The organism is Paenibacillus sp. MDMC362 (assembly GCF_003269305.1).
Classification (GTDB): Bacteria; Bacillota; Bacilli; order Paenibacillales; family Paenibacillaceae; genus Paenibacillus_AQ.
Genome location: NZ_QLYT01000013.1, coordinates 1 through 23621, shown reverse-complemented (window position 1 = coordinate 23621; position 23621 = coordinate 1). Strand labels below are relative to the sequence as shown.

The window sequence follows — 23621 nt, the reverse complement described above, 5'->3', positions numbered from 1 at the left end:
GCGCTGCCACTGCGCGCCGCTTCGCCCGCGGGGCCCGTACCGGCCCCGCGCAGGGCTTGCTGCTCGTGCTCCGCACCGAGCAGCTTCAAGAGCCGTCCCACCCACGGCTCCGCGCCGGGGGTGGGCGGCTTTGGCGAAGGGCCTGCGGCCCCTTCGCCAAGAGCTGCCGCCGGCCCCGTGGGCACGGCGGCGGGTTGTCCGGCGGCAGGCGCTGCCGTGCCGCCGCTGGCCCATGGCTGCGCGAGCTCGCCGCGCAGCTGCTGCAGCAGGCCCTGCAGCTTGGTCAGCAGCGCCTGCTGACCTGAGCCGGCCTGCACGGCAACGCCGGCGGCATGGTTCGCCGCTGCTGCTTGCTGCTGCGAGGCAGCGGTACTCACTACGCCAGCTGCCGTCGATGGCGCAGCAGTCACTGCATTTTTCCCGGCAGCCGCTGCGCCTCCGTTACCGTTGCTTAAAGCAGACGCTAGCTGCTGCTCCAACGATTGCAGAAGCTGATGCAGCTGGGGTCCAAACACCGCCTGATGCAGTCCCTTCACGCTTTCGGGGCTAATCGGCAGGCCGCGGTGAAACGCGATCGCAGCCGACTCCGCCCATTCCGCCGCGGGAATCTGCGGAGGCTTCACGGCCAATGCCTCACGGAACATGGCGATATTGTCCTTCGTCAGCGGGACTCCCGCGTTCTGCATACCTTTGATCATTTCACGGTTTTCCTTCGTATCCGGAAGACCGGCAAAATCCAGCACCTCAGCCATGGAAGACGGGGACAGCGGCTGTCCGGGCGTTTGACTAAGCGGCTTGAGAACGGCAGTCCCTCCCTCTCCCGGCGGCTGAACCTGGAGAAGAGCGGTTTCCCCGGCTCGTAGCGGCGTTTCCAGCTTTGCCTTCACTTGAATGCCCTGGATCTGCACCACAGCTTCCTGCCCGTCCTCCGATACGTTCATAACGACACCGCGAACGACCTGACCCGGCTTTAATTCCAACGTCTTGGTGTCTCCCGGCTTTTGCTCTCCCAGGAGTCCACGAATCAACGATCCGATGTTCACGATAGTTCCTCCCACACCTTCTGTATACCTTATATATCGGCAGCAGCCCGCCTTTTGACGAGGGCGGGCTGCATCGAAATCTAGAATAGCGACAATTGCTCAATCTCCATATTTTTCAGAAAACTTCTTCTGTGCATCGCGGTAGGTCCGTGCAGCTGCAGCTGTTCACGGTGAAACTTGGTAGCGTAGCCTTTATGTACGGCAATTCCATATTCCGGATAACGCGTCTCCCATTCCCCTTCGCACAATCTGTCGCGAGTAACCTTGGCAATAATGGAGGCCGCGGCAATGGACTGACTGTTAGCATCGCCTTTGATGATGGCGCGTTGGGGAATATCGCATTCCACCTTCTCGGCATCAACAAGCAGAAACTCGGGAGTAACAGCCAATTGCTCGATCGCCATCTTCATGGCAAGTCTTGCGGCTTGTTTGATGTTAATGCGGTCAATCGTTTCCGCGTCCACCAAACCGACGCCGACCGCCAGCGCTTGCTCCATGATTAGGTCGTAGAGGGTTTCCCGCTTCTTGGCACTGAGTTTCTTCGAATCGTTAATTCCTTCAATGACCAACCCCTCCGGCATAATGACCGCCGCAGCGACCACGTCGCCGAACAAACAGCCTCGGCCGACCTCGTCAATACCTGCAATATGTATATAACGGCTCCAATACTCACGCTCGTACATCAATAAATCTGTCATAGGTTTAACCCCTTTGGTTCCGAATTACCGTTTGTTACCTATTCGTGCACACGGTGTATCCCATCTATTCTATCAATCTAGTAACTCTTCTAGAGTATCATACTCGCCACGGAGCGTCACCCTTTTATCCCGGCCCGCATCCCGGCAGGAAAGGGTTCGTCCATCGCCGAACCATCGGCTATAGTCCCCGAAAAAAAGAGCTGCCGGCAACGGCAGCTCTCCCCTTATTCGATTATCGAACCCTTGGCTTCAGAGCCCAAACCGCCAGCGCTGACGATCCGAAGCGGCATCCGGCTCATTCATTTCAAACCCCGAAGCGTCAGCCCTTACGGCAATCGCCCGGCCATCGTGCACGGATCGGATGGTTACCGTATCATTTTCCTGACGTTCCACTCGCCATCGCTGATTGTTATAACCGAGATATGTGTATAACTGAATCCGATTCTGCCCGGTATCCACATCAAAAGCCTTCCCTTCCGGTGTACGAATGGAATACGTATCGTCCTCTCCTGTTGGTACCAATATCCATAGCAGGTTCGACCATGTAGAAGAGCCGAATCGCCTTCATGCCAGGATCCAGATTCAGATCATATCCGCTGCGCCCGTCCCCGCTTGCCCGAAACAGCATCGATCCCGCACCGCCTGTTTCCCCCAGCCGCATGTCTCCTTCAAACGTGAAGTCTCCTGCCTTCTCTTGCGCCATATAATTGGCCTCGCTTGAATGGCTGCCCCGGATTCCATGTTCGGTAAGGAACCACTTCGAGCCCTGAAGATCCGGTTTCCATCCCGTCAGATTCGTTTTGAACGTTCCGCTCGAGACTAACACGCGGGTGCTCGCCGATATTTTTCCGTTTGGAGTTGAAGCCGTAATGACGGCTTCTCCCGCATTCACGGCTTTCAATACGACATGGCTCTCATCGGATGAAACAATCCGAACCGTATCGGGAAGACTGGATGTCCATACCAAGGGTTTCTTCCCGTTACTCTTTTCGATTCTTTTCCACACGTTATACTAGGAAGAAACAGCCCGAACATATTCGGGCTGATCTCCTATTCGAACCTGTTTAGGATTTCGAATCTTGCCATGCCCGGATTCCCAGAGCCAGTGCTCCGCATAAACCGGACTGGGTGCCTAATTCCGGAGGAACTATATAATTCTCGATATCGTGTACAATTTCGTCGGTAAGCACATATCCGTTCAAATTGCGCCTCACCTCTGCACGAATGAGGGGATACAGCTGAGCTTGCTGCATAACCCCGCCGCCCAGTATGATCTTCTCCGGGGAATTCGTCAGAATCAGTCCAATTATGGACTGCGCTATATAATAGGCTTCGACCTCCCAAGCGGGATGGTCTGCCGGCAGCAGATGTCCTTTCAACCCCCATCGGGCTTCAAGCGCCGGCCCTGCTGCCAATCCTTCCAGGCAATCGCCATGGTAAGGACAGGTTCCTGCAAAAGCATCTTCGGGATGGCGCTTAACGGGAACATGGCCGCCTTCGGGATGAACCAACCCATGAACCAGTCGTCCTTCGGCATAAAGGCCGAGGCCAATACCTGTACCCACCGTATAATAAGCGCAGCTGCTCAGCCCTCTCGCTGCTCCCTAAGTCGCTTCTCCAAAAGCAGCTGCATTGACATCCGTATCCCAACCATAGGGAATGTCCATATGCGACTTCATCTTACCGGGGATATCTGTATGCGACCATCCAGGTTTCGGTGTTGACGTTACATATCCGTATGTCGGGCTCTCCGGTTTCAGATCGATGGGGCCAAATGACCCGATGCCAATGGCTTCTACCTCATGATCCTTGAAATAGGACATGGCTTTGGATAATGTCCCTTCCGGCTGTCCTGTCGGAAAGCTGATGCTGTCCTCGACGATTCCGTCTTCACTTCCAACACCGCAGACAAATTTGGTGCCGCCCGCTTCCATTGCTCCAATACGCATACTGCCGGATCTCCTTATTTCTTATCGATTCATATTACTTTAACAGGCCACCAGATGAAGAAACCTCATAGATATGGAGGGATTCTATAAGCTTCCGGTTATCATCGGCAAATACGGCTATTCCCGTTGAAGCAGCATCAGGGTAAATTAAATCCGTGATCACCGCCTGCCCGCGATCCGCGAACAGCTCTACGGACGAACGGTCCACGAAGATCCGCAGTTCCAGCATAGAGTCTGATGTCTTTAGCGGAGCCGAATGCTTGCCGGGGAAATCTTTATGGAAATCCGCTTGCCCTGAACGGCTGCGATCCACGTATAGTTCGGCCAACCTTGCATCCCAACCGACCAACGTTTCTTGTCCTAATCCTGTCCTTACCTTCAAACCAAGCGAACTTGCCGGATCAAAGCGGACAAGAAGCTCGAAGTTCTCCAGCCGTACAGCCGCTAATCGGACAGCAGCTTCATCCACCGATATATCACGCAAGGAAAGCACCTCATTGCGATACTCTTCGATTTCACGTATCGGCTGCTGCGTTACCATGAATTCACCTTGCAGCGTCTCCAGCTTGAGTTCCCGCACCAAGGTCATGGCCCCCCTCCAACCATCCGTCGGTGTCAGGTTTGCGTATTTCCAGTTGCTCATCCAGCCGATGAATAGCCTTCTGCCATCCGCCGCAGGAATGTCGGACCAGCTTACCCCGGCATAATTGTCCCTGCCGTAATCCAGCCACCGCACATCACCCTTGGAGCGCTCATCCGGAATAAACGCTGTTCCGTCAAAATCTCCAATGAAATATTGCGTTCTGGAGCCCTCGACAAAGGCCGGATCATCGCCAATGCTGACAAGCATGACCCATCGTATTCCATTGCCCTCCGTAGTAAGGGGGAACAGATCGGGACATTCCCATACTCCATCATGAGATCCGATGCCCTCTCCAAACTCGCTGGCAAATGCCCATTCCTTTAGATTTGAAGATCGATAGAGACATACCGTCTGTCCGCACGCCACAATCATTACCCACTGCGATGACGGATCATGCCAGAACACTTTCGGATCCCGAAAATCAACATAGCTGTCATGGCTAAGGACCGGATTGCCGTCATACTTCGTCCAGGTTCTACCTTCGTCCTTGCTGTACGCCAGACTTTGATACTGAATCACTTGCTGCGCGCCCGGCGCATCATGATGGTGAGTGAAAATCGCCACAAGCCCGGGCCCTTCGTCGAAAAATCCGCTGGAATTGTTCCAATCCACAACGGCACTCCCCGAAAAAATCGTGCCTCGTTCATCCGGCGCTATTGCAATGGGAAGCTCTTCCCAAGAAACCAGATCCTTGCTGACCGCATGTCCCCAGTGCATGGGTCCCCATGTGGTGCCAAAGGGATGATGCTGATAAAACAAATGGTACTCCCCTTTAAAATAAACCATGCCATTGGGATCATTCATCCAGTACTTCTGTGGTGAAAAATGATAGGCATTTCGATAGTTTTGTTGTTCTGTCTTAGACATTTGGTGATCTCCTTCATTATCGTTATCATGGGTTTACGACCGTATCTCAACGATATGCATCAACGACGGCCGCATTCCACACGGTTACTTCATGTTTCTGTCGTATCCCGTTTGTTTGATCGTCAGCCACTCCTGAAGTCCAAGTCGATCCAATTCCTTCAGATAAGCGTCCCATTCCTGATCTGCTTTTCCATTCTGGTACCATTCGGTGCGCATTCTTTCCAGGTAAGGGAACAAGTCCGCTTCAATCGTGGATAAGCGATCCAACTCGTCGATGGAGAAGAACACTTTCGGATACGTATTTTCCGCTTTCATGTGCGGTACCATGACATCCTTCATGAGTTTGAGTCTCCACGCCGCATCATCCGGCATTGTGGTGTATTTGCCATAATACTCGTCCAGGATCGCAAGCGGCCCCGCGATGCTTGTTTTTTGTCTTAGCTCTACCGGAGCCGTGCCTTCAAGCGGAAGATGTTTCAGCATCCCTTTGGCTTTGTCCAATTCAAAAATATTCTGCTGGGTATCGTCACCGTAAGTCCCCCAGTTGTTCTGAACCGATTGGAGCGGTTCATACATCGCATCGATCCATTTGGCCGTTTCTTCCAGCTTCTTGTTACTGCTGGTAATAACCAATCTTCCCCGGTCAAGACCGATCCCGTTCGTTCTCGTCACATTGATCTCACCGGATGGTCCTGCAAGCGGCGGCATCAGATCATACGTATCGTTCATGCCCGTGATGTTGGCTTTATCCCATGTAAAATACATGCCGTATCGGTGGTCTTTGCCTTTGGCCAGGTAGGTATTCCAATCCTGCTGGAATGCTTCGATATCGATGAGTCCTTCTTTGTATAAATCATGGATAAAGCTTATCGCCTCCTTATACCCCTCCTCGGCGGCGGTGAACACGACCTTCCCGTCATCCGTAACGACGGTGTGATCCCAGTTCTCGCCCAAGCCGAATGAAGCAAACAGGAATGTCAGATCCTCACCCCCCGGCTTATTAATGAAGGACAGCGGTATTTCGTCCGCCTGTCCGTTGCCGTTCGGATCTTGGGTTTTGAACGCTTTCAATACCGTTTTCAGCTCTTCCGTGGTGGTTGGCATCTCAAGCCCCAAGGCGTTGAGCCACTCCACGTTAATCCAGGGGAAGTTATCCACCGATTGAATCCGCTCTTTCCCTGAACCCAACTCCTCGATCCATGGAAAAGAATAGATATGTCCATCCGGCGCCGTAATCATGTTGACGTATTCCGGTGCTTCCTCCAGGACCTTTTGTAAATTGGGCATATGCTGTTCGATTAAATCTTCCACGGGGATGATAACTCCGTCCTTTGCCAACTTCAGCAGATCGTAATCTCCGTACCCCGCATCAAAGATGGCGTCGGGCAAATCGCCGCTCGCCACGGCCAGATTGCGTTTTTCCGCAAATACATCGCTTGTATAGTTCTTCCACTTGATGTGAATGCCCGTTTTCTCCTCCAGCCGCTTGTTGATCAGCTTCTCGTTAGGGTCGGCAGGAGCCAGCGGCGAGCTTTGCGTCAGGACGTTCAGGGTGACCTTACCGTCTGGCGACTCATTTGAGGCTTCCCCGCCCCTGCCGCACCCGGACAAGAGCAGCACGGCTGCCAGAGCTGTCAGAGTTACCGCTTTTTTACGGTTTTGTTTCTTGAATCCCTTCTTATTCATATCAATGACCTCCCAAATCATGTATTAGGATTACTATGTTGAAGGCGGCCCGCTATTTGAGAGAGCCTACCATAACACCTTTCTCGAAGTACTTTTGGAAGAACGGATACATAATCAATAGCGGAAGGCTGGAGATCACGATCGCCGAATATTTAATCATTTCCGAAAGCCGTTTCAGCTCCGCCATCGCAAGCTGGTCGCTGATCATGCCCGGCGCAGCCTGGTTTTGTATCAGAATCGATCTAAGAACGAGCTGCAGCGGGTGCAGTTTGGGATCGTCCAGATAGATCATGGCATCGAAGAATGCGTTCCACTGGCCCACGAAGGCATACAGCGCGAGCACAAAGATAATGGGCTTGGATAGCGGCAGAACGATCCGGACAAAAATTTTCATATCGGAAGCCCCGTCCACATTAGCAGCCTCCTTCAATTCATTCGGCACCCCTTTGAAGAAGGTTCTGGACAAAATGATATTCCACACATTGACCGCACCCGGGATGATCACGGCCCATACCGTATTGAGCATGCCAAGCTCCCTCACGAGCAAGTACGTAGGAATCAATCCGCCTCCGAAAAATATGGTGATTATGAACAGCGTCATGAAGAAGTGTCGTCCGGCCAGCCGGTTCTCCGAAAGGGCGTATCCCGCACAGATCGATACCGTGACCGTGAGAAGCGCAAATGCTGTTGAATAGAAAACCGCATTGCCAAACCCGCGAAGCATCGCTGGATTGGACAGGATCATCTGATATCCTTCCAGGCTCCAATCGGAAATTTTAAAAGATAGTCCCTGATTCAGCAGCACGGTGGGATCCATGAACGAAGCAACGACAATGTAAACCAATGGAACGACCACGACCAGTACGGCAAGCGTTAAAAAGATCGCATTTAATGACAACAGAAAGCGGTCAAAGCGTGAATGTTTAACGGTCATGAATATGTCTCCTTTCCTAGTAAAGGCCTTCGCCTTCATTGAGTTTTCGGACAATAAAGTTCACCGTCACGAGCAAAATGACATTGATGATGGAATTGAATAACCCAACCGCTGCCGAGTACGCGTAATCGCCTGACTGTAAGCCGACCTTGTATACATAGGTAGCGATAATTTCAGAAGTGGGAAGATTCATGGAGGTCTGCATCAGATAAGCCTTCTCAAAGCCAATGGACATAATGCCCCCCGCCGCAAGTATGAAAACGATCGCCATAATCGGCCTAATCGTGGGCAGATCGATATTTCGGATGCGCTGGAGTAAGTTAGCTCCGTCCAGGCTGGCTGCGTTATGCAGCTCCGGGTCCACATTCGCAAGAGCAGCCACATAGATGATGGAAGCCCACCCGGCACTCTGCCATATATCCGATAGGATATAGATCCACCTGAAATATTCCGGCTGCGACATAAACATAAGCGGATTACCCGTCATCCAAATGACCAATTGATTGATTGGCCCCGTTGGGGACAAGAAGATAAACAGCATCCCGACAATGACAACCATCGAAATGAAATTGGGTGCGTATAGAAACAGCTGAACATTTTTCTTGACTGTCGCTTTGCGAACCTGGTTTAACATGAGCGCAAGCAGGATCGGCACCGGAAAGCTAAAGAGCAGACCAAAAAAACTCAGTTTAAGCGTATTCATAAAAATGACGTCAAAATTCGGCGAGGCGATAAACTTTTCAAAATGCTTGAGCCCAACCCACTCGCTGCCCAGAATCCCTTTAATGGGACTGAAATCCTTAAATGCGATAACCGCACCGTACATCGGGACGTATTTGAAAATAAGGGTCAATATAAGTGCTGGAGCTAGCAGTATGTACAGAAAATAGTTTTTCTTGATGAAAGCGAGCGTTCGCCCCGCAGAACCCCGTTCTCTGATTATCCCTGCCCCCTGGTTGGCTGGTTCCACTGAATTTTCCAAACCTGTTCCCCCGTTCTTTCTAGAGAAGTTGACATATTGCTTACAGAAAAGGCTTTCATTTTTCACTTATGATGAATGTCGCCTTTACAATTTATCAAATGATGTAACATCAGTCAATCGTTTTTGTAAAAATATATTTGTGCAATTGACAATATTATTCATTCGTCAATTTCAATTATTTGTCTTGAACATGGTTAACAACTGTTGTTCCTCACGAAAATCACGGATATTCAGCCTTTTTATCCTTGTTATACGATGTTTCAACAAATGTATAGTAATAGCAAGGCGGATTCTAACGAAATCTCCATTGTTTAAATGTAAATGCAATTGTGCATTTGTAAATTTCGGGTTGCTATTTTGGCTAATCTATTATACATTTGGTTTAGATATTCAGGTCAATAGCGACTGGGAAGAACAACGAGACTGGTATGAAGTTGATCATTTGAGGTGAAATCAGATACATGACGAAAGAAAAAGTCACAATTCAAGATATTGCCGATGCACTGGGGATCTCCAGAAATACGGCATCCAAGGCGTTGAACGGCAGCGAAAGTATTCCGGACGAGACGCGCAGCAGGGTTATCAAAAAAGCGATCGAACTGAAATACAAACAATTTGCCTTCATGGAGACGGATAACCTGCTGACCAAAAACCCGGGAAACATCGCTCTTCTCACGGCAAATCTCCCGAGCACCTCCCATTTTGGCTCGCGCTTAATCAGCGGGCTTGAGAAACGAATCAGCGCGGAAGGCTATAACCTGTCCATTCATATTGTCCGGGACATCGATCGAAATTCTCGGACGCTGCCTAACAATTTTGAATCCTCCAAAGTGGATGGAATCATCTGTATTGAGTTATTTGATATGGAGTACAGCAAGCAGCTCACAAGCCTCGGCCTTCCTACCGTATTTATCGATTGTGCCGCTGACATGTTCTACCCGGACTTGCAAGCGGATTTACTGCTGATGGAGAATGAACACAGCACCTGTCACATGACCAAGCGGCTCATTGAGCAGGGCAACGCGTCTTTGGGATTTATCGGGGACATTCATCATTGCAAGAGCTTTAATGAACGCTGGGTGGGATTCAATCGGGCCTTAACCGAAATGGGGATCCAGCTGGATCCGGAACAATGTGTTCTAAATCCGGACCGTGAGTTTTTCTCTGAGTCCGACTGGATGGAGAAGCGGCTGAAACAGATGAAACAGATGCCGTCCGCTTTTGTATGCGCCAATGATTTTATTGCGGTCAATGTGATGAAAGCCTTGAAGAATAACCATATCGCCATTCCCGGCGACATTGCCGTATGCGGCTTCGACAATGCCCCGGAATCGCGCATCGTTGAACCCCATCTATCAACGGTACATATCTATAGCGATGAAATGGGAATTGCTGCGGCCAACATGCTGTTGTCCCGGGTGAAAGAACCGGCGTTACCCTATCAAGTCACCCATATCCAAACAAAACCGATTTTCAGGGCATCGACCGAAAAAACAGACTAGGGGATTACAGAAGGAGTAGGGCTTGAAACTCTACCATGGATCTCCCGCCGACCCGCAAGAAAGACGCTGCGACATATTTGCACAGAAGGTCGGAACACAATGAATGAACGTTTTTTTCTTGCGATCATGTGGACCTGCCTCCGATGTTAAACCTTTTATTAAAAAAAGAACCGTTCTCCCGGTATTCGGGCAGAACGGTTCTATTCGGGTTGAGCTGGAGTGAGAGGGGTTCATCCTCTCATTCTCCAATAACGATTCAATAAGGCGATTCCATGGAATATCGCCCAAGTTTCCCTGCGCGAAGCTCGCGCAGGAAAATGCTTGAGGCTTTTTCCAGATCGACTCTTCCGCCGCTTACGATACAGCCGCGCTTTCTTCCAATCGCTTCCATGATCGCGACAATTTCATCCGGGTTATCCAGATCCGTGGGGCGCTCCTTAAGATCAAAGCGCTCGCTCATCGATTCCCAATAATAGTTGGAGAAATATTTGATCGCAAAAAAGGCAATATCCTCTACGTTCAATATTTCCTCTTTAATGGCGCCGGTGACCGCCAGGCGGTACCCTACATTTTGATCCTCGAACTTCGGCCACAGGATACCGGGTGTATCCAGCAATTCCATCTCACCGCCGGCAACCTTAATCCACTGCTGCCCTTTCGTGACACCCGGACGGTCTCCCGTCTCCGCGATGTTACGGCCGGCAAGCCGGTTAATCAGCGTGGACTTGCCTACATTCGGAATCCCCACGATCAACACCCGCATAGCTCGCGGGTTCATGCCCTTGGCGATTTGTCTGTCGATCTTCTCTTTTAGCAGCAGCTTAATCTGGTTCGGAATATCCTTCACACCTGTCCCCGTGGATGCATCTACAGGGAAGGCGGTTAAGCCGTTTTCTTTGAAGTGGGCTTGCCATTGCCTTGTTACCTCAGGATCTGCCAAATCGGCTTTGTTCATAATAATGAGCCGCGGCTTGCCCTGCAAAATCTCGTCAATCATCGGATTTCGGCTTGAGAGCGGAAGCCTCGCATCGATCAGTTCAATTACAGCATCGATCAGCTTCAGCTTCTCCTGAATTTGGCGGCGCGCTTTGGTCATATGTCCGGGAAACCATTGTATTGTCAAACGTCGTCACCTCTACTTTGCTCTGCAAACTTTCATCGTTTCTATAGCGCATGGCTAATGGTTGATGAGCCCTATGTCTTTAATCGGCCAGAAGATTAAGTCTGCTCGCCCGATAATATCCCCCAAAGGAACATATCCTATCATACGGCTATCCGTGCTGTTGGAGCGGTTATCCCCCATCACAAACACATGGCCCTCTGGCACAACGCCGTCCTGGACGAACGAGTTCGGAAAGTCCGTGTTATTGTATAATCTGTTTTCAGCATGGGCTTGATCAATTGCTTCCTGTATGTAGGTTTCATTCACAGGCTCTCCGTTGACAAGCACTTGATCGCCTTCAACTTTAACCGTATCACCAGCAACTGCGATTACGCGTTTAATGAAATCCCTGCCCTCATCGGGAACATGGAACACGATAACTTCTCCACGTTCAGGTTTGCGGATATCATATAAAATCTCGTTGACAATCAGCTTCTGATTGGATACAAAGTTAGGCTCCATGGATGGACCCTGCACAATAAACGGTTTAAAGAGAAGCCAGCGAATGAGAATGACGAGAACCAGAGCAATGAGAAGAGCCTTCAGCCATTCTACAAGCTCGTTCTTAGCCTTTTTGGCGGGCTTCCCCACGTTGGTTTCAATGGCCTCCTGGTGTTGATCTTTCTCCATAACCCACCGTCCTTCCCTATAGATCGCTAACGATTTTTGGATATACAAAAGGGGCTTGTATATACGCACAAGCCCCTTTCTACCGCCTTGTAATTAACGACGAATTTCTTTAATTCTCGCTGCTTTACCGCGCAGTTCACGAAGATAATAAAGCTTCGCACGACGCACTTTACCACGGCGAGCCACTTCGATTTTATCGATTTTAGGCGAGTTGATTGGGAAAGTTCTTTCCACACCAACACCGTAAGAAATTTTACGAACGGTAAAAGTCTCACTGATTCCGCCACCGCGACGTTTAATTACTACACCTTCAAACAACTGGATACGCTCACGAGTTCCCTCGATAACCTTAACGTGTACTTTTAAAGTATCACCAGGACGAAAGCTCGGAATATCTTTACGAAGTTGTTCTTGAGTAATCGCTTGAACGATATTCATCTATGACTCCCTCCTCTCACACAGGTGTTCTTGCATCTTCCGGAAACTCTATGTATTTCCTTCATTATCCGCAGCGGACCACCGTATTCACAACAAAAGAAATAATAACATATTTCGCCGTCTGAATCAAGTGTTTTATCTTTACACCCTCAAGTATAAACCAGCTTTTCCGCCGGTCTTCGTTCATAAAAAAACCACTTCCAGCATGCAATATCATACAGAAGCGGTTAGGCAGAACTTAATTTACACTTTCTTTTGAGTCGTGCAAACCTTTGTGGCGCTTGCCATAGTACTCAAGAATGTCGTCTACCGTTTGGAATTGGACTTCTGTATTGTTTGTATCTTCTATTTTCGCTTCCTGTTGTTGTCGATGTTCTGTCATGACAAGATGCCTCCCCGTCTCTAAAGTGATTCTCCAGTTACATATTACCCACCACTGAAGGATCTGTATCAGTCATGATTAAAAAAATGCCCCTGAAGTATACAATGCCGGTTTATGAGCCAATTCTAAAGATAGATATTCTAGCAGCGGTTTGAGGGGCATTAATCGCTTTACTGACTGGCGATAAATTATAGAGTCCTACAGCGTCCCGTTTACAACGATTCCGAACGTGTTGGGAGCGGTTTGACCATTTTCAAGCGATATCTGCCAGTCAAAGTAATAGAAACCAGCTGTCATGATGGCCAGCGTCGTTGTACCATTAAAAGTTACACCTTGGAGCGTATTCGATGAAAAAGTAACAGGTGAGTTGGAAGCTACATTCTGAGTCGTCCCATTACTGACATATATCACACTGCCACCCACAAGGGTAGTAGAGCCGGTTGGAGCGGCCGGGTCTACCGGACCTGTTGGCCCTGTTGCACATGTTACTCCCGTTGGCCCTGAACCGCCAGTTGCACCCGTGGCTCCGGTTAGCCCTGTACCACCGATCCCTCCTGTGACTTCGGTTTCTCCTGTTACTCCTGCTGCTCCCGTGGCTCTCGTGACTCCTGTCGATCCCGTTTCACTACTTTCATCGATTGCTCCTGTCACGCTTGTTGTTCCCGTGACAATCCGTCGATATAAAAAAAGAACAGACCTGTGCTCACAGATCTGTTCTTAGATTGATTAAAAAAGCTTATGAGGATCCCGCTTCTCGCTGTAGCTTGTCTAAATACGCTCGATCCTGTTTGGACAATTCCAGCTTGTCCAACAATTCCGGGCGACGCTCCCATGTCCGCTTAAGCGCTTGTTCCCGACGCCACACGTCGATATTCGCATGATGACCGCTTAGCAGGATATCCGGCACTTGCCAGCCGCGAAACTCAGCAGGACGTGTATAGTGCGGATATTCGAGCAGGCCTGTACTGAATGAATCCGTCACCGCTGAGGTTTCATTGCCAAGTACACCCGGAAGTAATCGGACCACAGAATCGATGGCAACCATCGCCGGCAGCTCTCCACCGGTGAGCACATAATCTCCGATGGACAACTCATCGGTAACAAGAAACTCACGAATCCGTTCATCATACCCTTCGTAATGCCCGCATATAAACACCAGATGGTCTTCCTGTGACAATTCTTCCGCCTTCTTCTGTGTGAAAGTTTCTCCTTGCGGACACATCAGAATGACTCTAGGAGGCTTGGCTGTTCCGGAGACTTCCACCGGAATCCCCCCGGCAGGATTATCGCCATGATTCGCAATCTCATTCACATTGGAAGCAAGAATATCCTCCACCGCAGCAAAAATCGGGTCCGGCTTTAACACCATCCCTCCGCCGCCGCCATATGGAGTGTCATCGACCTGACCATGCTTGTTCCCGGCATACTGGCGGAAGTTGATGGCATTCAAGCTTACAATTTGTTTTTCGGCCGCTTTCCCCAGAATACTGGAATGAAACACACCATCGAACATCTCGGGGAACAGCGTCAGCACATCAATCCGCATGGACTATAACAACCCTTCCATGAGATGCACTCGGACAAGCTTCGCTTCCTTGTCTACATCGAGTACGACATCCGGTATGGCCGGAAGGAGAATTTCTTTTCCCTGAGGCGTTTTGACAACCCACACATCGTTAGCGCCCGGCGTCAATATTTCGGAGATCGTGCCGAGCTCCTCGGCAGGGTCTTCATCGGTCATCACCTTGCAGCCAATAATCTCATGGAAGTAGTACTCGTTCTCCGGAAGCTCCTCTTGAAGATCCGCTGTGATCTTCAGCAGCGAGCCTTTATATTTCTCGGCATCATTGATGCCATGCAGCTCCTTGAATTTAAGGATGTACATGTTTTTATGAAAGCGGGATGTATCCACCGTTACTTCAATCTTGCTTCCCTTGTCCGGGACAATATACAACTGGCTCTTTGGAGCAAATCGTTGGTCGGCAAAATCCGTATGCGGCATGACTTTAACTTCCCCACGGATGCCGTGCGTATTCACGATCTTCCCTACAGTTAACAACTTTTCAGACATGGTCTTCCTCCTGCATCACTTAATGAACGTTCACGCTAGTATGACCGGCTGATTTCTTCAGCATGTACGAAAAAGGGCTAGGACATGCATCCTAACCCCCTTTCGTATATTTTAAGAAATGATATCAACGGTCACCCGTTTATCCATTTTAACCGCCGCCGATGTTACGACTGTACGCAATGATTTGGCGATACGCCCTTGTTTGCCTATGACCTTCCCGACATCGTCAGGATGCACGTACAGCTCATATACAATCAAGTGCTCCTTCTCAACCGTCTTCACAGTCACATCTTCTGGATGATCCACTAAAGCCTTAGCAATAACGCGAACTAATTCTTCCATAGATAACCCTCGCGATCAGTCTTATTTCTGATGCTTCAGCTCATGAAACTTCTTCATTACGCCCGCTTTGCTAAGCAAGTTGCGAACCGTGTCAGATGCTTGCGCACCATTTTGAAGCCAGTTCAGTGCTTTCTCTTCATCGATCTTAACTTCAGCCGGTTGAGCAACCGGATTGTAATAACCGATTTCCTCGATAAAACGGCCATCACGCGGGGAACGGGAATCAGAAACCACCACGCGGTAGAAAGGAGCCTTGTGAGCACCCATGCGTTTCAGACGAATACGTACTGCCATTTGAAAATTCACCTCCTTCAAAAAATGTCCATTCAATATCACCGAGACTTAACGGAACGGGAATTTCATGCCTTTTCCGCCAGTCAAGCCTTTCAGCTGTTTCATGGCCTTGTTCTTGCCGCCTTTAGGACCCATCATATCCGAGAACTGTTTCATCACTCGGCGCATTTCGTCAAACTGCTTGATAAGCCGGTTAACTTCAGCCAGTGAGGTTCCGCTACCCGCCGCAATCCGTTTACGGCGGTTGTGATTGATAATGTCAGGCTGCTGCTTCTCCGCTGTCGTCATGGAATGGACAATAGCCTCGATGCGTCCCATCTGCTTCTCGTCCACCTTGAGATCCTTGGCTTGCTTCATCTTGCCCATGCCGGGAATCATATCCATCAGCTGATCCAGAGGACCGAGTTTCTTCACCTGATCCATCTGTTCCAAGAAATCCTCGAACGTAAATTCAGCATTGCGCATTTTACGTTCCATTTCCTTGGCCTTGTCTGCATCAATGTTCGATTGTGCTTTCTCGATAAGAGACAGCATATCGCCCATGCCGAGGATCCGCGATGCCATCCGTTCCGGATGGAACGGTTCGAGCGCATCAATCTTCTCGCCAAGTGCGGCGAATTTGATCGGACATCCGGTAACGGCCTTAACCGAAAGAGCGGCACCGCCTCGGGTATCGCCGTCCAGCTTCGTCAGTACGACGCCAGTGAGCGTCAATTGCTGATTGAAGCTTTCCGCGACATTCACCGCGTCCTGCCCCGTCATCGCATCAACGACAAGAAGGACTTCATCTGGATTCACTACACTGTGAATCTGCTTCAACTCTTCCATCAGCTCTTCATCGACATGAAGACGGCCGGCGGTATCGATAATGACATAATCGTGACCGTTATCTTTGGCATGCTGGAGGCCTTGTTTTGCGATTTCAACCGGGCTTGTCTTGTCTCCTAGCGAGAACACCGGAACGTTGATCTGACTGCCGAGTACTTCGAGCTGCTTGATCGCCGCCGGACGATAAATATCGCCGGCAACGAGCAGCGGTCGGCTGTTCTGCTTCTGAAGCAGCTTGGCCAGCTTACCCGAAGTCGTTGTCTTACCGGCACCTTGCAAACCGGCCATCATAATAACCGTTGGCGGCTTGTTGCTCTTGGCCAGTTTGGCTTGGCTTCCTCCCATCAACTCCGTCAGTTCTTTATTAACGATGTCAATGATCACCATGCCGGGCGTAAAGCTGTCCATCACTTCCTTGCCGATGGCCTTCTCTTTTACTTTGGATACGAAATCCTTAACCACTTTGAAGTTAACGTCGGCTTCGAGAAGCGCGAGTCGAACTTCACGCATGGCGGCTGTTACATCTTCCTCGGACACCTTGCCTTTACCACGAAGCTTGCTGAACACATTCTGTAGTCTGCTGGTCAATCCTTCAAACGCCATATCCGCCACCTCCGTTCATACTTAATCCCATACTTTTAATCGTTCAACCATATCGGTCATTACATTCTTATCATGTTCACCCAGGTCGCTACGCTCCACCATTACCCGAAACTTATCCAGCTCCCGGATGCGCGTTTCATGCTTGCTCAGGAGCCCCAGCTTCTCTTCATAGGACTCGAGCACCTGTTCTGCGCGCTTAATATGCTCATAGACGGCCTGACGACTAATTTCAAATTCACCAGCGATTTCTCCAAGAGAAAAATCATCATGGAAATAATATTTCAAAAAGGTCTGCTGTTTCTCTGTCAGCAGCTGCTCATAGAAATCGAACAGCAAATTGATCCGGTTCGTCTTCTCGAGCCGATTCTCCTGACTCATTTAAGGGCACCCCCCTCGTCAAGGAAAAACACTTTACAGTTCGCTTAACGAACCTTATCATACAAAAAACAAAGAAGGATGTCAAGCCATTTCCCTTGTCATCCTTCTTCATGTGCAGGAAGCCTTCTTTCTACCCGTTCAACCGATAGGAAGAAGGTATATCAGTATCGCAAAAAAGTGAAGAATCGAACCCGCCAGAACAAACAAATGCCAGATCGCATGATGGTAAGGAAACCCCCGCCATACATAGAATATGGTACCCAGCGTGTACAGTACGCCCCCAAGGACAAGCAAATTCATGCCTTGCGGCGCTACAACCGCCGTTAACGGACTCCAGGCAATGACGATCAGCCAGCCCATCGCAATATAGAATATCGTGGAGAGGAACAGAAACTTCTTGACGAAGAATGCTTTGAACACGACACCGAACAGCGCAATGCCCCACACGATCCCGAAGAGACTCCAGCCCAGCGATCCCCGAATGGCAACCAGCAGGAATGGCGTATACGTCCCTGCGATGAACAAGTAAATGGACGAGTGATCCATAAACTCAAAGAAATCCTTGGCTTTCCCGTCTCTCAAACCGTGTACGAGCGTGGAGCTCAAATACAGCAGGAGCATCGTTGATCCGTAGATCGTGAAGCTCACCACATGCCAGGCAGTGCCTTTCAAACTTGAAAATACGATCAGGAGCACCAGCGCAGCAACGCTTAGCGCCGCTCCTATGCCATGTGTTATTGCATTCGCTATCTCTTCTCTGCGTGGATAAGTGTAAGTATTGGCCATAACAGGTATCCTTTCGCTTGAAATCTTATAGAGGTTATTTCAAAAAAACTGACTTTTTGAACCCGACTTATACTTCATTATACGCCCTGCGGGCATGCAAAATCAAAGCCGTCCCCTGTATCAGTCCCTCTGCGATTGAAAGAATCGCTGGATGGCGCTGACGATTTGGCGGGACGCGGTGCCGTCGCCAAACGGATTATGGGCTCTGGCCATGCTGTGGTACGCTTCCTTATCCGTCAGCAGCCGCTCTATTTCAACCTGAACCGCTTCACACTCCGTACCAACGCATTTCAGGGTACCTGCTGTGACCCCTTCCGGGCGTTCGGTTTTATCCCTCAGCACCAGAACCGGCTTCCCCAGTGACGGCGCTTCCTCCTGTATGCCGCCGGAGTCCGTCAAGACCAGATAGGAACGCTGCATGAAATGATGGAGATCAACGACATCAAGCGGCTCGGTCAAGTGGATTCGCTCGTGCCCCTTAAGCTCTTGCGCGACCGCCTCCTGCAGTACGGGGTTCGGATGGACCGGATATATCACTTCAATGTCAGGATGCTTCTGGACCACCCGCTTCACAGCCTCAAATACCCCTTTCATCGGTTCTCCCCAGTTCTCCCGCCGATGCATGGTCATTAGTATTAAACGGCTATCTTTCCTTAACTTGTGCTGTATCGGATGGTTAAAAGGAGCCTTTAGCGTCCACTTCATTGCATCGATTCCCGTGTTTCCTGTTACATACACGTGAGCGGAACGATTCTCGGCTTTGAGGTTTGCTGCTGACAGCGCCGTCGGGGCAAAATGCATATCCGCCACCCTGCCGATCCACTCCCGATTCATCTCCTCTGGAAACGGCGCGTATTTGTCATACGTCCGCAGCCCTGCTTCCACATGTCCCACCGGAACCTTCGCGTAATAAGCTGCCAAAGCACCAATGAATGCTGTTGTGGTATCCCCATGGACCAGCACTAGATCATATTTTCTCGCTTGGAATACCTTCTCCATCCCTTTTAGCAGGTCAGCGCTCAGATTGTATAAGGATTGCCCTTCCTTCATGATGTTCAGATCCGTTTGCGTCTGGATTTCAAAAAAACGAAGCACCTGGTCCAGCATCTCCCGGTGCTGGGCGGTTACGCACACGATTGGAGTTAATCCCGGGGCTGACTCCAATTCCTTGACTAAAGGTGCCATTTTGATCGCTTCCGGACGCGTTCCGAATATAACCAGAACATTTTTATGTTTCACGAACCTTCACTCCCTCTCGTTTTATATGAAAAGATCTGAAACCTCATATCTTAAGCATTATATGGAAAGTTGATAGATTCGTTCCGGCCAAGGGCATCCTTGTAGAAATCAACCATTTTTCAGCGATTTGGCTTATTCGTCCAATTCTATGAAGCTAGCAAAGCATATATTATCCCGAGCACAAAGAAGAAAGGAGGAAACCTCTTGGCTGTTATCATTTATCCGAGAACGATGAACTGGTCGTATATGAAACAGAGACCGCAGCAGCTTATGGCTCAATTGGGAGCGCTTGGTCATCAGGTTTTCTTCGAAAACCTGGCACCGCTGGATAAGGAGTTCAAAGAAATTGAGCCGAATGTGTTCCTGTTCACAGATACCAAAACCTTTTTGCACAAAAAGCTGCCTGCCCTTCGCAAAGAACATCAGATTGTCGTCTGGACGACCTGGTCTAAGCTCCGTACGCGCATTTCAACACTCTTCAAACCCGACGTCACCATCTACGACTGCTGTGATGAATTTCCGCATTGGGCAAAATATGAACCTAAAATGATTGATGAAGCGGACCATGTCGTATGTACCGCGGAGGTGATTCACACCCGGTTGTCCTTGGCATATCCGGATAAACCGCTTACCCTGATCCCGAATGGCGCAGACTCTTCATTTTTCCATATTCCATTCAGTGAAAGACCTGCCGATCTCCCTCCGGGTCCTGTTGTCGCATATATCGGCGCCTGGGCTTATTGGGTAGATCATGAGCTGTTCGCTAAGTCGGCTCTTCGTTTTCCAAACGTCCAATTCGTTTCCATTGGAGCTCCTTACGGCAGCTCCGGCGATTATTCGAAGCTCCCCAATGTGCATATACTCGGTGAAAAGCCGCACCAGGAGCTCAAGCGTTATCTGACTCATATTGACGTTGCATTGATCCCCTTCCAATACCATCCGATTACGCTGGCAACCAATCCAGTCAAAGCCTACGAGTATCTGGCATCCGGTGTCCGGGTATTGTCGACGGCTCTGCCGGAATGCATCGCCATGGAGCCGCATGTTACTACAGCGACCACCCATGATGATTTCTTGGGCAAGCTGTCCTCCATGCTCCATCACCCGGACACGGAAGAGCATAAACTGGCCCGCATTGCCTACGCCAGAGAGAATCGCTGGGTTGAACGCGGATTGAAAGCCGATCAAGTGATCCGCCAGGCCATCCTGGACAAAGGCATGAACCCCCATTGAAACCCTATGCCAGAATCCGTACGCAGCCATACGGCTACAGGGTCATCGATACGTCAGCCTATCGTGAACAAATCATTCAGGAAGTCTCACAAATAGATCATGAGTGGATTTTATGGAGCGGTACCTTGTCTTTTTCCCATAAAAGCGCACAGCATTCCATTCCTATACCCCATATTCCAGATACTGTTGTCTGTATATGCAAGAACGGCGCCCCTCTGTATTGGAGAAAAACCTGGCTTCTTGCCGCTCTCACCCGCTGGGATAACAGACTTCCGGCTGCTAAATTTCTGCCTTACGATCTGCTGCCCGCCGATCCAAGCCTTGCGATGCATCTGGACCCAACGCTATATCCTCCGTATCAAAAGGATCTGGAGTATATTCTCCCCATTCTGTCCGCAACAAGGATGCGAGAGAATACCACCAGCTCCAAAGGGGATTTGTCCCCTGAAATTCCTCCGCAGCCTGTCGTCTCCATTCTGATGAGCATTCATAATATGAAGGACACTTTAGGCTGGACCATCCGTTCCGTGTTGGCTCAATCAAACGGTAATTGGGAGCTGCTAATAGGCGATGACGGCTCGGAGGACGACAGTCTGGAGGAGGCCTGCGCTTATCTTGACAGCAGAATTCGGATCCTGTCCCAATCGCGTAACCGCGGAAAGGCGATCATGATGAATCGGCTGCTTTTTGAAGCAAAGGGTCGATATATTCTGGAATTGGATGGAGATGACTGGCTGGCACCGGATGCTGTCGCCCTTCTGTCCGACGCGCTTGACCAGAATCCGGACGCCAGGATGGCCACGGGGCGGTATGGATGCTGGGAACGAACACAGCAGCTCGGTCCTCTGTGGAGAAGAAACGTTGATTCGGGCAAGCTTTATTCGTCCTGGTTTACTTCCTTAAATCGAACCACTCCACATGGGCACCCGCTTGTTCCTCGAATGTATCGCAAGTCATCCCTAATCGCCATTGGCGGCTGGTGGAATCGGGAGGATCGTCTCGGGCGCATCTTCGAAGATATCGATGTCACCGCCAGGCTTCTTAATCACAGCTTACCGGTTCAGGTCGATGCCGTCTTGTATCATCGCGTCCTTTACGGCAGCAGCACCAGCCAACGTAACCGCAGCCTCTTCGAAGCCTGGTGTCAGCAAACAGGCAAGAGCTAGACAACGCTTGAAAAGGAGGTGACACGTAAATGCATATTGCCGCTTCCGGGTACTATGGAATGGGAAACTTCGGTGATGATTTATTTCTTCACACCCTTCGCCAGGTATTCCACGATCATCACGTCTATCCATGGAACTCCCGATTGGATCCCCGCCAGACGGATGCCTTCATCATCGGTGGTGGCGATTTAATTACACCCTACTCATTCAACTCGTATTACTTCCCTCCGCAGCTCAAAGGACAGCCTACCTGGGTCTACGGCGTCGGCATCGTGGACGCCTACCCCGAACACACCTGGCCTGAGGAGCAGGTATCCGCCTACCGGGAGATGATCTCCAAGGCTAACCGCGCGGTGTTCCGGGATGAAAGATCGTCGGCCATCGCCAGGCGGGCAGGCTTCCACCGAAATGTTGAAACCGCCCCTGATATGGTATTCGGCTATCGTCAGCCCGATATCCCGGTAAAACGATTCTCAAAGCGCCCCACGGTTGGCGTTGTTGTGTTTTCCTATGAATCGTTCCCGATGGAGAACATGACCAAACTGCTGGGGCATCTTATCGCCAAAGGCTATCATGCCGTCCTTATTCCGGTTATTCATCATCCGGGTAACGCGTACTCCGATTACAACACTTGTCTGCAATTGCAGCAGAAGGTAAGGGAGCTAACACCCGGCGCTTCCATTGAAACGCTGCCGTTTCTCATGGATATCGAGCTCACCTACAGCTTTATACAATCTGTGGACTATCTGATATCTTTCAAGCTTCACCCGACGCTAGCCGCTCTACGCGGCGGCAAGCCTGTACTGGCGCTTAGCACCATGAGCAAAGTGCATAGCCTGCTGAGCTCTTTTCATCTCGGTCAGTACTTTACGGATTATCGCCAGCCGCTTGATGTGCTGGTCGATAAAACCGAAACCTTCCTTAAATACGGTCCTGGTCATGTGCAGCGGATTATGCCCATGATCCGCGCAACGGAGGAAGAAAGCACCGCTTCGCTTCTGGATTTAAAGAACCATATCGAAGAGCACAACCGTTGGTAATATAGAAAGGAGAATGACTATGTGTTGCTTCCTGTTCTGCAGGAGACTTGCCGGAAGAGTCAAAATGTTAACGCGGCAGGTCGAACTTCTAAGCCAGGAAACCAGCCAACTCACCGAACGGGTAGAGTCGCTGGAGAGTCAGGTTCTCACGGGTTTAACGATCAATCCGGAGCTGATTCAATTTTTCGAAGTCCGTACCGGCCAACAAGTACGGGTCAGCACAACGTTTGTTACGTTGGAAGGAGTCGTTCTGGCGACTGCTGAAGATGGTGTTCAGCTCCGTGAAGCATCGGGTGACCTTGTGCTGATTCCATTTGCCAATATTACGTCCGTTCAGTAATTCCTTCAGATGATACGGAATGTCAGCTTCAAACTTTCATTTACGGCAAGGAGGTTAACCGATATGCGCTACGTGGATTGGCTGCAAGGATTTATCGGCTCGGAAACCGAAGTAACGGTGTCGGGAGATGTGATCATCGGCACGCTGACCGAAGTGGGAGAGGGAACCATCACCTTAAAAGTACCGCCCATCATCTATGGCCCTCCTACAGATACTGCTATCATCCCGCTTCGTTCGATTGAGTTCGTTCGAATCGTCTCTTCATAAAAATGCATGTGCCCGTAGATTGAACCGAGCATGAAAAAGGACCGAAAGTATAACTTTCGGTCCTCAGATTGTCGAGAAACCCTGTACTTTGAAAAAAGTGCAGGGTTTCTCCCTTTTA

Annotated in this window: 26 protein-coding genes and 2 pseudogenes; 6 read left to right on the top strand and 22 right to left on the bottom strand. The window is 50.0% G+C overall.

Translation table 11 applies throughout. The features are described from left to right. From DP091_RS05730 to DP091_RS05695, 9 genes and pseudogenes are all read right to left on the bottom strand, one after another. Positions 1 to 1043: pseudogene (locus DP091_RS05730) on the bottom strand (hypothetical protein); the annotation flags it as partial. Between the two features lie 80 nt (positions 1044 to 1123). Continuing rightward, the gene (locus tag DP091_RS05725) at positions 1124 to 1741 is read right to left on the bottom strand and encodes a ribonuclease HII (protein WP_113057443.1); all 618 of its coding nucleotides are present in this window, start codon (positions 1739 to 1741) and stop codon (positions 1124 to 1126) included. Positions 1742 to 1990: 249 nt separating this feature from the next. Next, entirely contained in the window at positions 1991 to 2263 is a 273-nt protein-coding gene (locus tag DP091_RS31705; RefSeq protein WP_258394412.1) for an RICIN domain-containing protein, read from the bottom strand. After that, entirely contained in the window at positions 2202 to 2708 is a 507-nt protein-coding gene (locus DP091_RS31700) for an Ig-like domain-containing protein (RefSeq protein ID WP_258394411.1), read from the bottom strand. The genes DP091_RS31705 and DP091_RS31700 overlap by 62 nt, the downstream gene beginning before the upstream one ends. 97 nt (positions 2709 to 2805) lie before the next feature. After that, a pseudogene (locus DP091_RS05715) lies at positions 2806 to 3690 on the bottom strand (ROK family protein). A gap of 34 nt (positions 3691 to 3724) precedes the next feature. Next, on the bottom strand, positions 3725 to 5200 hold the full coding sequence (locus DP091_RS05710; protein ID WP_113057442.1) for a glycoside hydrolase family 32 protein: 1476 nt from the start codon (positions 5198 to 5200) through the stop codon (positions 3725 to 3727). Positions 5201 to 5284: 84 nt separating this feature from the next. Next, a complete protein-coding gene (locus DP091_RS05705; protein ID WP_113057441.1) occupies positions 5285 to 6886 on the bottom strand; it encodes an ABC transporter substrate-binding protein in 1602 nt (533 codons plus the stop codon). A 52-nt stretch (positions 6887 to 6938) separates the two neighbouring features. Next, a complete protein-coding gene (locus DP091_RS05700; protein ID WP_113057440.1) occupies positions 6939 to 7820 on the bottom strand; it encodes a carbohydrate ABC transporter permease in 882 nt (293 codons plus the stop codon). A 16-nt stretch (positions 7821 to 7836) separates the two neighbouring features. Further along, on the bottom strand, positions 7837 to 8763 hold the full coding sequence (locus DP091_RS05695) for an ABC transporter permease (RefSeq protein WP_258394413.1): 927 nt from the start codon (positions 8761 to 8763) through the stop codon (positions 7837 to 7839). Positions 8764 to 9263: 500 nt separating this feature from the next. On the opposite strand from DP091_RS05695, the gene DP091_RS05690 reads away from it, so the two are divergent. Further along, positions 9264 to 10304: a LacI family DNA-binding transcriptional regulator gene (locus DP091_RS05690; RefSeq protein ID WP_113057438.1), complete on the top strand. Its 1041-nt coding sequence runs from the start codon at positions 9264 to 9266 to the stop codon at positions 10302 to 10304. A gap of 256 nt (positions 10305 to 10560) precedes the next feature. Here DP091_RS05690 and ylqF read toward each other — a convergent pair whose 3' ends face one another. The 13 genes from ylqF to wecB all read right to left on the bottom strand — a co-directional run bounded on the left by ylqF (position 10561) and on the right by wecB (position 19457). Continuing rightward, positions 10561 to 11427 carry a ribosome biogenesis GTPase YlqF gene (gene ylqF, locus DP091_RS05685; RefSeq protein ID WP_113057437.1) on the bottom strand — a complete coding sequence of 289 codons (867 nt, stop codon included), beginning with the start codon at positions 11425 to 11427 and terminating at the stop codon, positions 10561 to 10563. Between the two features lie 54 nt (positions 11428 to 11481). Continuing rightward, positions 11482 to 12096, bottom strand: coding sequence for a signal peptidase I (lepB, locus tag DP091_RS05680; RefSeq protein WP_113057436.1), 615 nt, complete (start codon positions 12094 to 12096; stop codon positions 11482 to 11484). Positions 12097 to 12189: 93 nt separating this feature from the next. Then, the gene (gene rplS / locus DP091_RS05675; RefSeq protein WP_015736355.1) at positions 12190 to 12534 is read right to left on the bottom strand and encodes a 50S ribosomal protein L19; all 345 of its coding nucleotides are present in this window, start codon (positions 12532 to 12534) and stop codon (positions 12190 to 12192) included. A gap of 238 nt (positions 12535 to 12772) precedes the next feature. Then, positions 12773 to 12916 carry a hypothetical protein gene (locus DP091_RS31245; RefSeq protein ID WP_181469736.1) on the bottom strand — a complete coding sequence of 48 codons (144 nt, stop codon included), beginning with the start codon at positions 12914 to 12916 and terminating at the stop codon, positions 12773 to 12775. Positions 12917 to 13114: 198 nt separating this feature from the next. Beyond that, on the bottom strand, positions 13115 to 13567 hold the full coding sequence (locus DP091_RS32225; protein ID WP_146746988.1) for a hypothetical protein: 453 nt from the start codon (positions 13565 to 13567) through the stop codon (positions 13115 to 13117). A gap of 85 nt (positions 13568 to 13652) precedes the next feature. After that, complete coding sequence (trmD, locus tag DP091_RS05670) at positions 13653 to 14462, bottom strand: tRNA (guanosine(37)-N1)-methyltransferase TrmD (protein ID WP_113057435.1); 810 nt, start codon at positions 14460 to 14462, stop codon at positions 13653 to 13655. A gap of 3 nt (positions 14463 to 14465) precedes the next feature. Then, positions 14466 to 14987 carry a ribosome maturation factor RimM gene (gene rimM, locus DP091_RS05665; RefSeq protein WP_113057434.1) on the bottom strand — a complete coding sequence of 174 codons (522 nt, stop codon included), beginning with the start codon at positions 14985 to 14987 and terminating at the stop codon, positions 14466 to 14468. A gap of 111 nt (positions 14988 to 15098) precedes the next feature. After that, positions 15099 to 15329 (bottom strand): KH domain-containing protein, encoded by a 231-nt coding sequence (locus DP091_RS05660; RefSeq protein ID WP_006211360.1) that lies wholly within the window; start codon positions 15327 to 15329, stop codon positions 15099 to 15101. Positions 15330 to 15350: 21 nt separating this feature from the next. After that, entirely contained in the window at positions 15351 to 15623 is a 273-nt protein-coding gene (rpsP, locus tag DP091_RS05655; protein WP_006211361.1) for a 30S ribosomal protein S16, read from the bottom strand. Positions 15624 to 15671: 48 nt separating this feature from the next. Beyond that, positions 15672 to 17054, bottom strand: a complete 1383-nt coding sequence (ffh, locus tag DP091_RS05650) for a signal recognition particle protein (protein WP_071220054.1) — start codon at positions 17052 to 17054, stop codon at positions 15672 to 15674. Between the two features lie 21 nt (positions 17055 to 17075). Continuing rightward, positions 17076 to 17432 carry a putative DNA-binding protein gene (locus DP091_RS05645; protein WP_071220053.1) on the bottom strand — a complete coding sequence of 119 codons (357 nt, stop codon included), beginning with the start codon at positions 17430 to 17432 and terminating at the stop codon, positions 17076 to 17078. 138 nt (positions 17433 to 17570) lie between these two features. Then, a complete protein-coding gene (gene trhA, locus DP091_RS05640) occupies positions 17571 to 18218 on the bottom strand; it encodes a PAQR family membrane homeostasis protein TrhA (RefSeq protein WP_113057433.1) in 648 nt (215 codons plus the stop codon). 120 nt (positions 18219 to 18338) lie between these two features. Next, on the bottom strand, positions 18339 to 19457 hold the full coding sequence (gene wecB, locus DP091_RS05635; RefSeq protein WP_181469735.1) for a non-hydrolyzing UDP-N-acetylglucosamine 2-epimerase: 1119 nt from the start codon (positions 19455 to 19457) through the stop codon (positions 18339 to 18341). A 204-nt stretch (positions 19458 to 19661) separates the two neighbouring features. Here wecB and DP091_RS05630 point away from each other — a divergent pair, with 204 nt between their 5' ends. The 5 genes from DP091_RS05630 to DP091_RS05610 all read left to right on the top strand — a co-directional run bounded on the left by DP091_RS05630 (position 19662) and on the right by DP091_RS05610 (position 23503). Next, on the top strand, positions 19662 to 20690 hold the full coding sequence (locus DP091_RS05630; RefSeq protein ID WP_113057432.1) for a glycosyltransferase family protein: 1029 nt from the start codon (positions 19662 to 19664) through the stop codon (positions 20688 to 20690). Continuing rightward, positions 20687 to 21856: a glycosyltransferase family 2 protein gene (locus DP091_RS05625; protein WP_113057431.1), complete on the top strand. Its 1170-nt coding sequence runs from the start codon at positions 20687 to 20689 to the stop codon at positions 21854 to 21856. The genes DP091_RS05630 and DP091_RS05625 overlap by 4 nt, the downstream gene beginning before the upstream one ends. A 29-nt stretch (positions 21857 to 21885) precedes the next feature. Next, complete coding sequence (locus DP091_RS05620) at positions 21886 to 22896, top strand: polysaccharide pyruvyl transferase family protein (RefSeq protein WP_113057430.1); 1011 nt, start codon at positions 21886 to 21888, stop codon at positions 22894 to 22896. Positions 22897 to 22960: 64 nt separating this feature from the next. Beyond that, positions 22961 to 23236, top strand: coding sequence for a hypothetical protein (locus DP091_RS05615; protein WP_233355007.1), 276 nt, complete (start codon positions 22961 to 22963; stop codon positions 23234 to 23236). Between the two features lie 63 nt (positions 23237 to 23299). Further along, positions 23300 to 23503: a hypothetical protein gene (locus DP091_RS05610; RefSeq protein WP_071220047.1), complete on the top strand. Its 204-nt coding sequence runs from the start codon at positions 23300 to 23302 to the stop codon at positions 23501 to 23503. The last annotated feature ends 118 nt before the right edge of the window (positions 23504 to 23621 follow it).

Bases quoted from the DNA above. Each gene is read 5' to 3' on its own strand.
- DP091_RS05725 (WP_113057443.1), bottom strand. From the start codon at position 1,741: ATGACAGATTTATTGATGTACGAGCGTGAGTATTGGAGCCGTTATATA.
- DP091_RS05710 (WP_113057442.1), bottom strand. From the start codon at position 5,200: ATGTCTAAGACAGAACAACAAAACTATCGAAATGCCTATCATTTTTCA.
- DP091_RS05705 (WP_113057441.1), bottom strand. From the start codon at position 6,886: ATGAATAAGAAGGGATTCAAGAAACAAAACCGTAAAAAAGCGGTAACT.
- DP091_RS05700 (WP_113057440.1), bottom strand. From the start codon at position 7,820: ATGACCGTTAAACATTCACGCTTTGACCGCTTTCTGTTGTCATTAAAT.
- DP091_RS05690 (WP_113057438.1), top strand. From the start codon at position 9,264: ATGACGAAAGAAAAAGTCACAATTCAAGATATTGCCGATGCACTGGGG.
- lepB (WP_113057436.1), bottom strand. From the start codon at position 12,096: ATGGAGAAAGATCAACACCAGGAGGCCATTGAAACCAACGTGGGGAAG.
- rplS (WP_015736355.1), bottom strand. From the start codon at position 12,534: ATGAATATCGTTCAAGCGATTACTCAAGAACAACTTCGTAAAGATATT.
- DP091_RS31245 (WP_181469736.1), bottom strand. From the start codon at position 12,916: ATGACAGAACATCGACAACAACAGGAAGCGAAAATAGAAGATACAAAC.
- trmD (WP_113057435.1), bottom strand. From the start codon at position 14,462: ATGCGGATTGATGTGCTGACGCTGTTCCCCGAGATGTTCGATGGTGTG.
- rimM (WP_113057434.1), bottom strand. From the start codon at position 14,987: ATGTCTGAAAAGTTGTTAACTGTAGGGAAGATCGTGAATACGCACGGC.
- DP091_RS05660 (WP_006211360.1), bottom strand. From the start codon at position 15,329: ATGGAAGAATTAGTTCGCGTTATTGCTAAGGCTTTAGTGGATCATCCA.
- rpsP (WP_006211361.1), bottom strand. From the start codon at position 15,623: ATGGCAGTACGTATTCGTCTGAAACGCATGGGTGCTCACAAGGCTCCT.
- ffh (WP_071220054.1), bottom strand. From the start codon at position 17,054: ATGGCGTTTGAAGGATTGACCAGCAGACTACAGAATGTGTTCAGCAAG.
- DP091_RS05645 (WP_071220053.1), bottom strand. From the start codon at position 17,432: ATGAGTCAGGAGAATCGGCTCGAGAAGACGAACCGGATCAATTTGCTG.
- trhA (WP_113057433.1), bottom strand. From the start codon at position 18,218: ATGGCCAATACTTACACTTATCCACGCAGAGAAGAGATAGCGAATGCA.
- DP091_RS05620 (WP_113057430.1), top strand. From the start codon at position 21,886: ATGCATATTGCCGCTTCCGGGTACTATGGAATGGGAAACTTCGGTGAT.
- DP091_RS05615 (WP_233355007.1), top strand. From the start codon at position 22,961: ATGTTAACGCGGCAGGTCGAACTTCTAAGCCAGGAAACCAGCCAACTC.
- DP091_RS05610 (WP_071220047.1), top strand. From the start codon at position 23,300: ATGCGCTACGTGGATTGGCTGCAAGGATTTATCGGCTCGGAAACCGAA.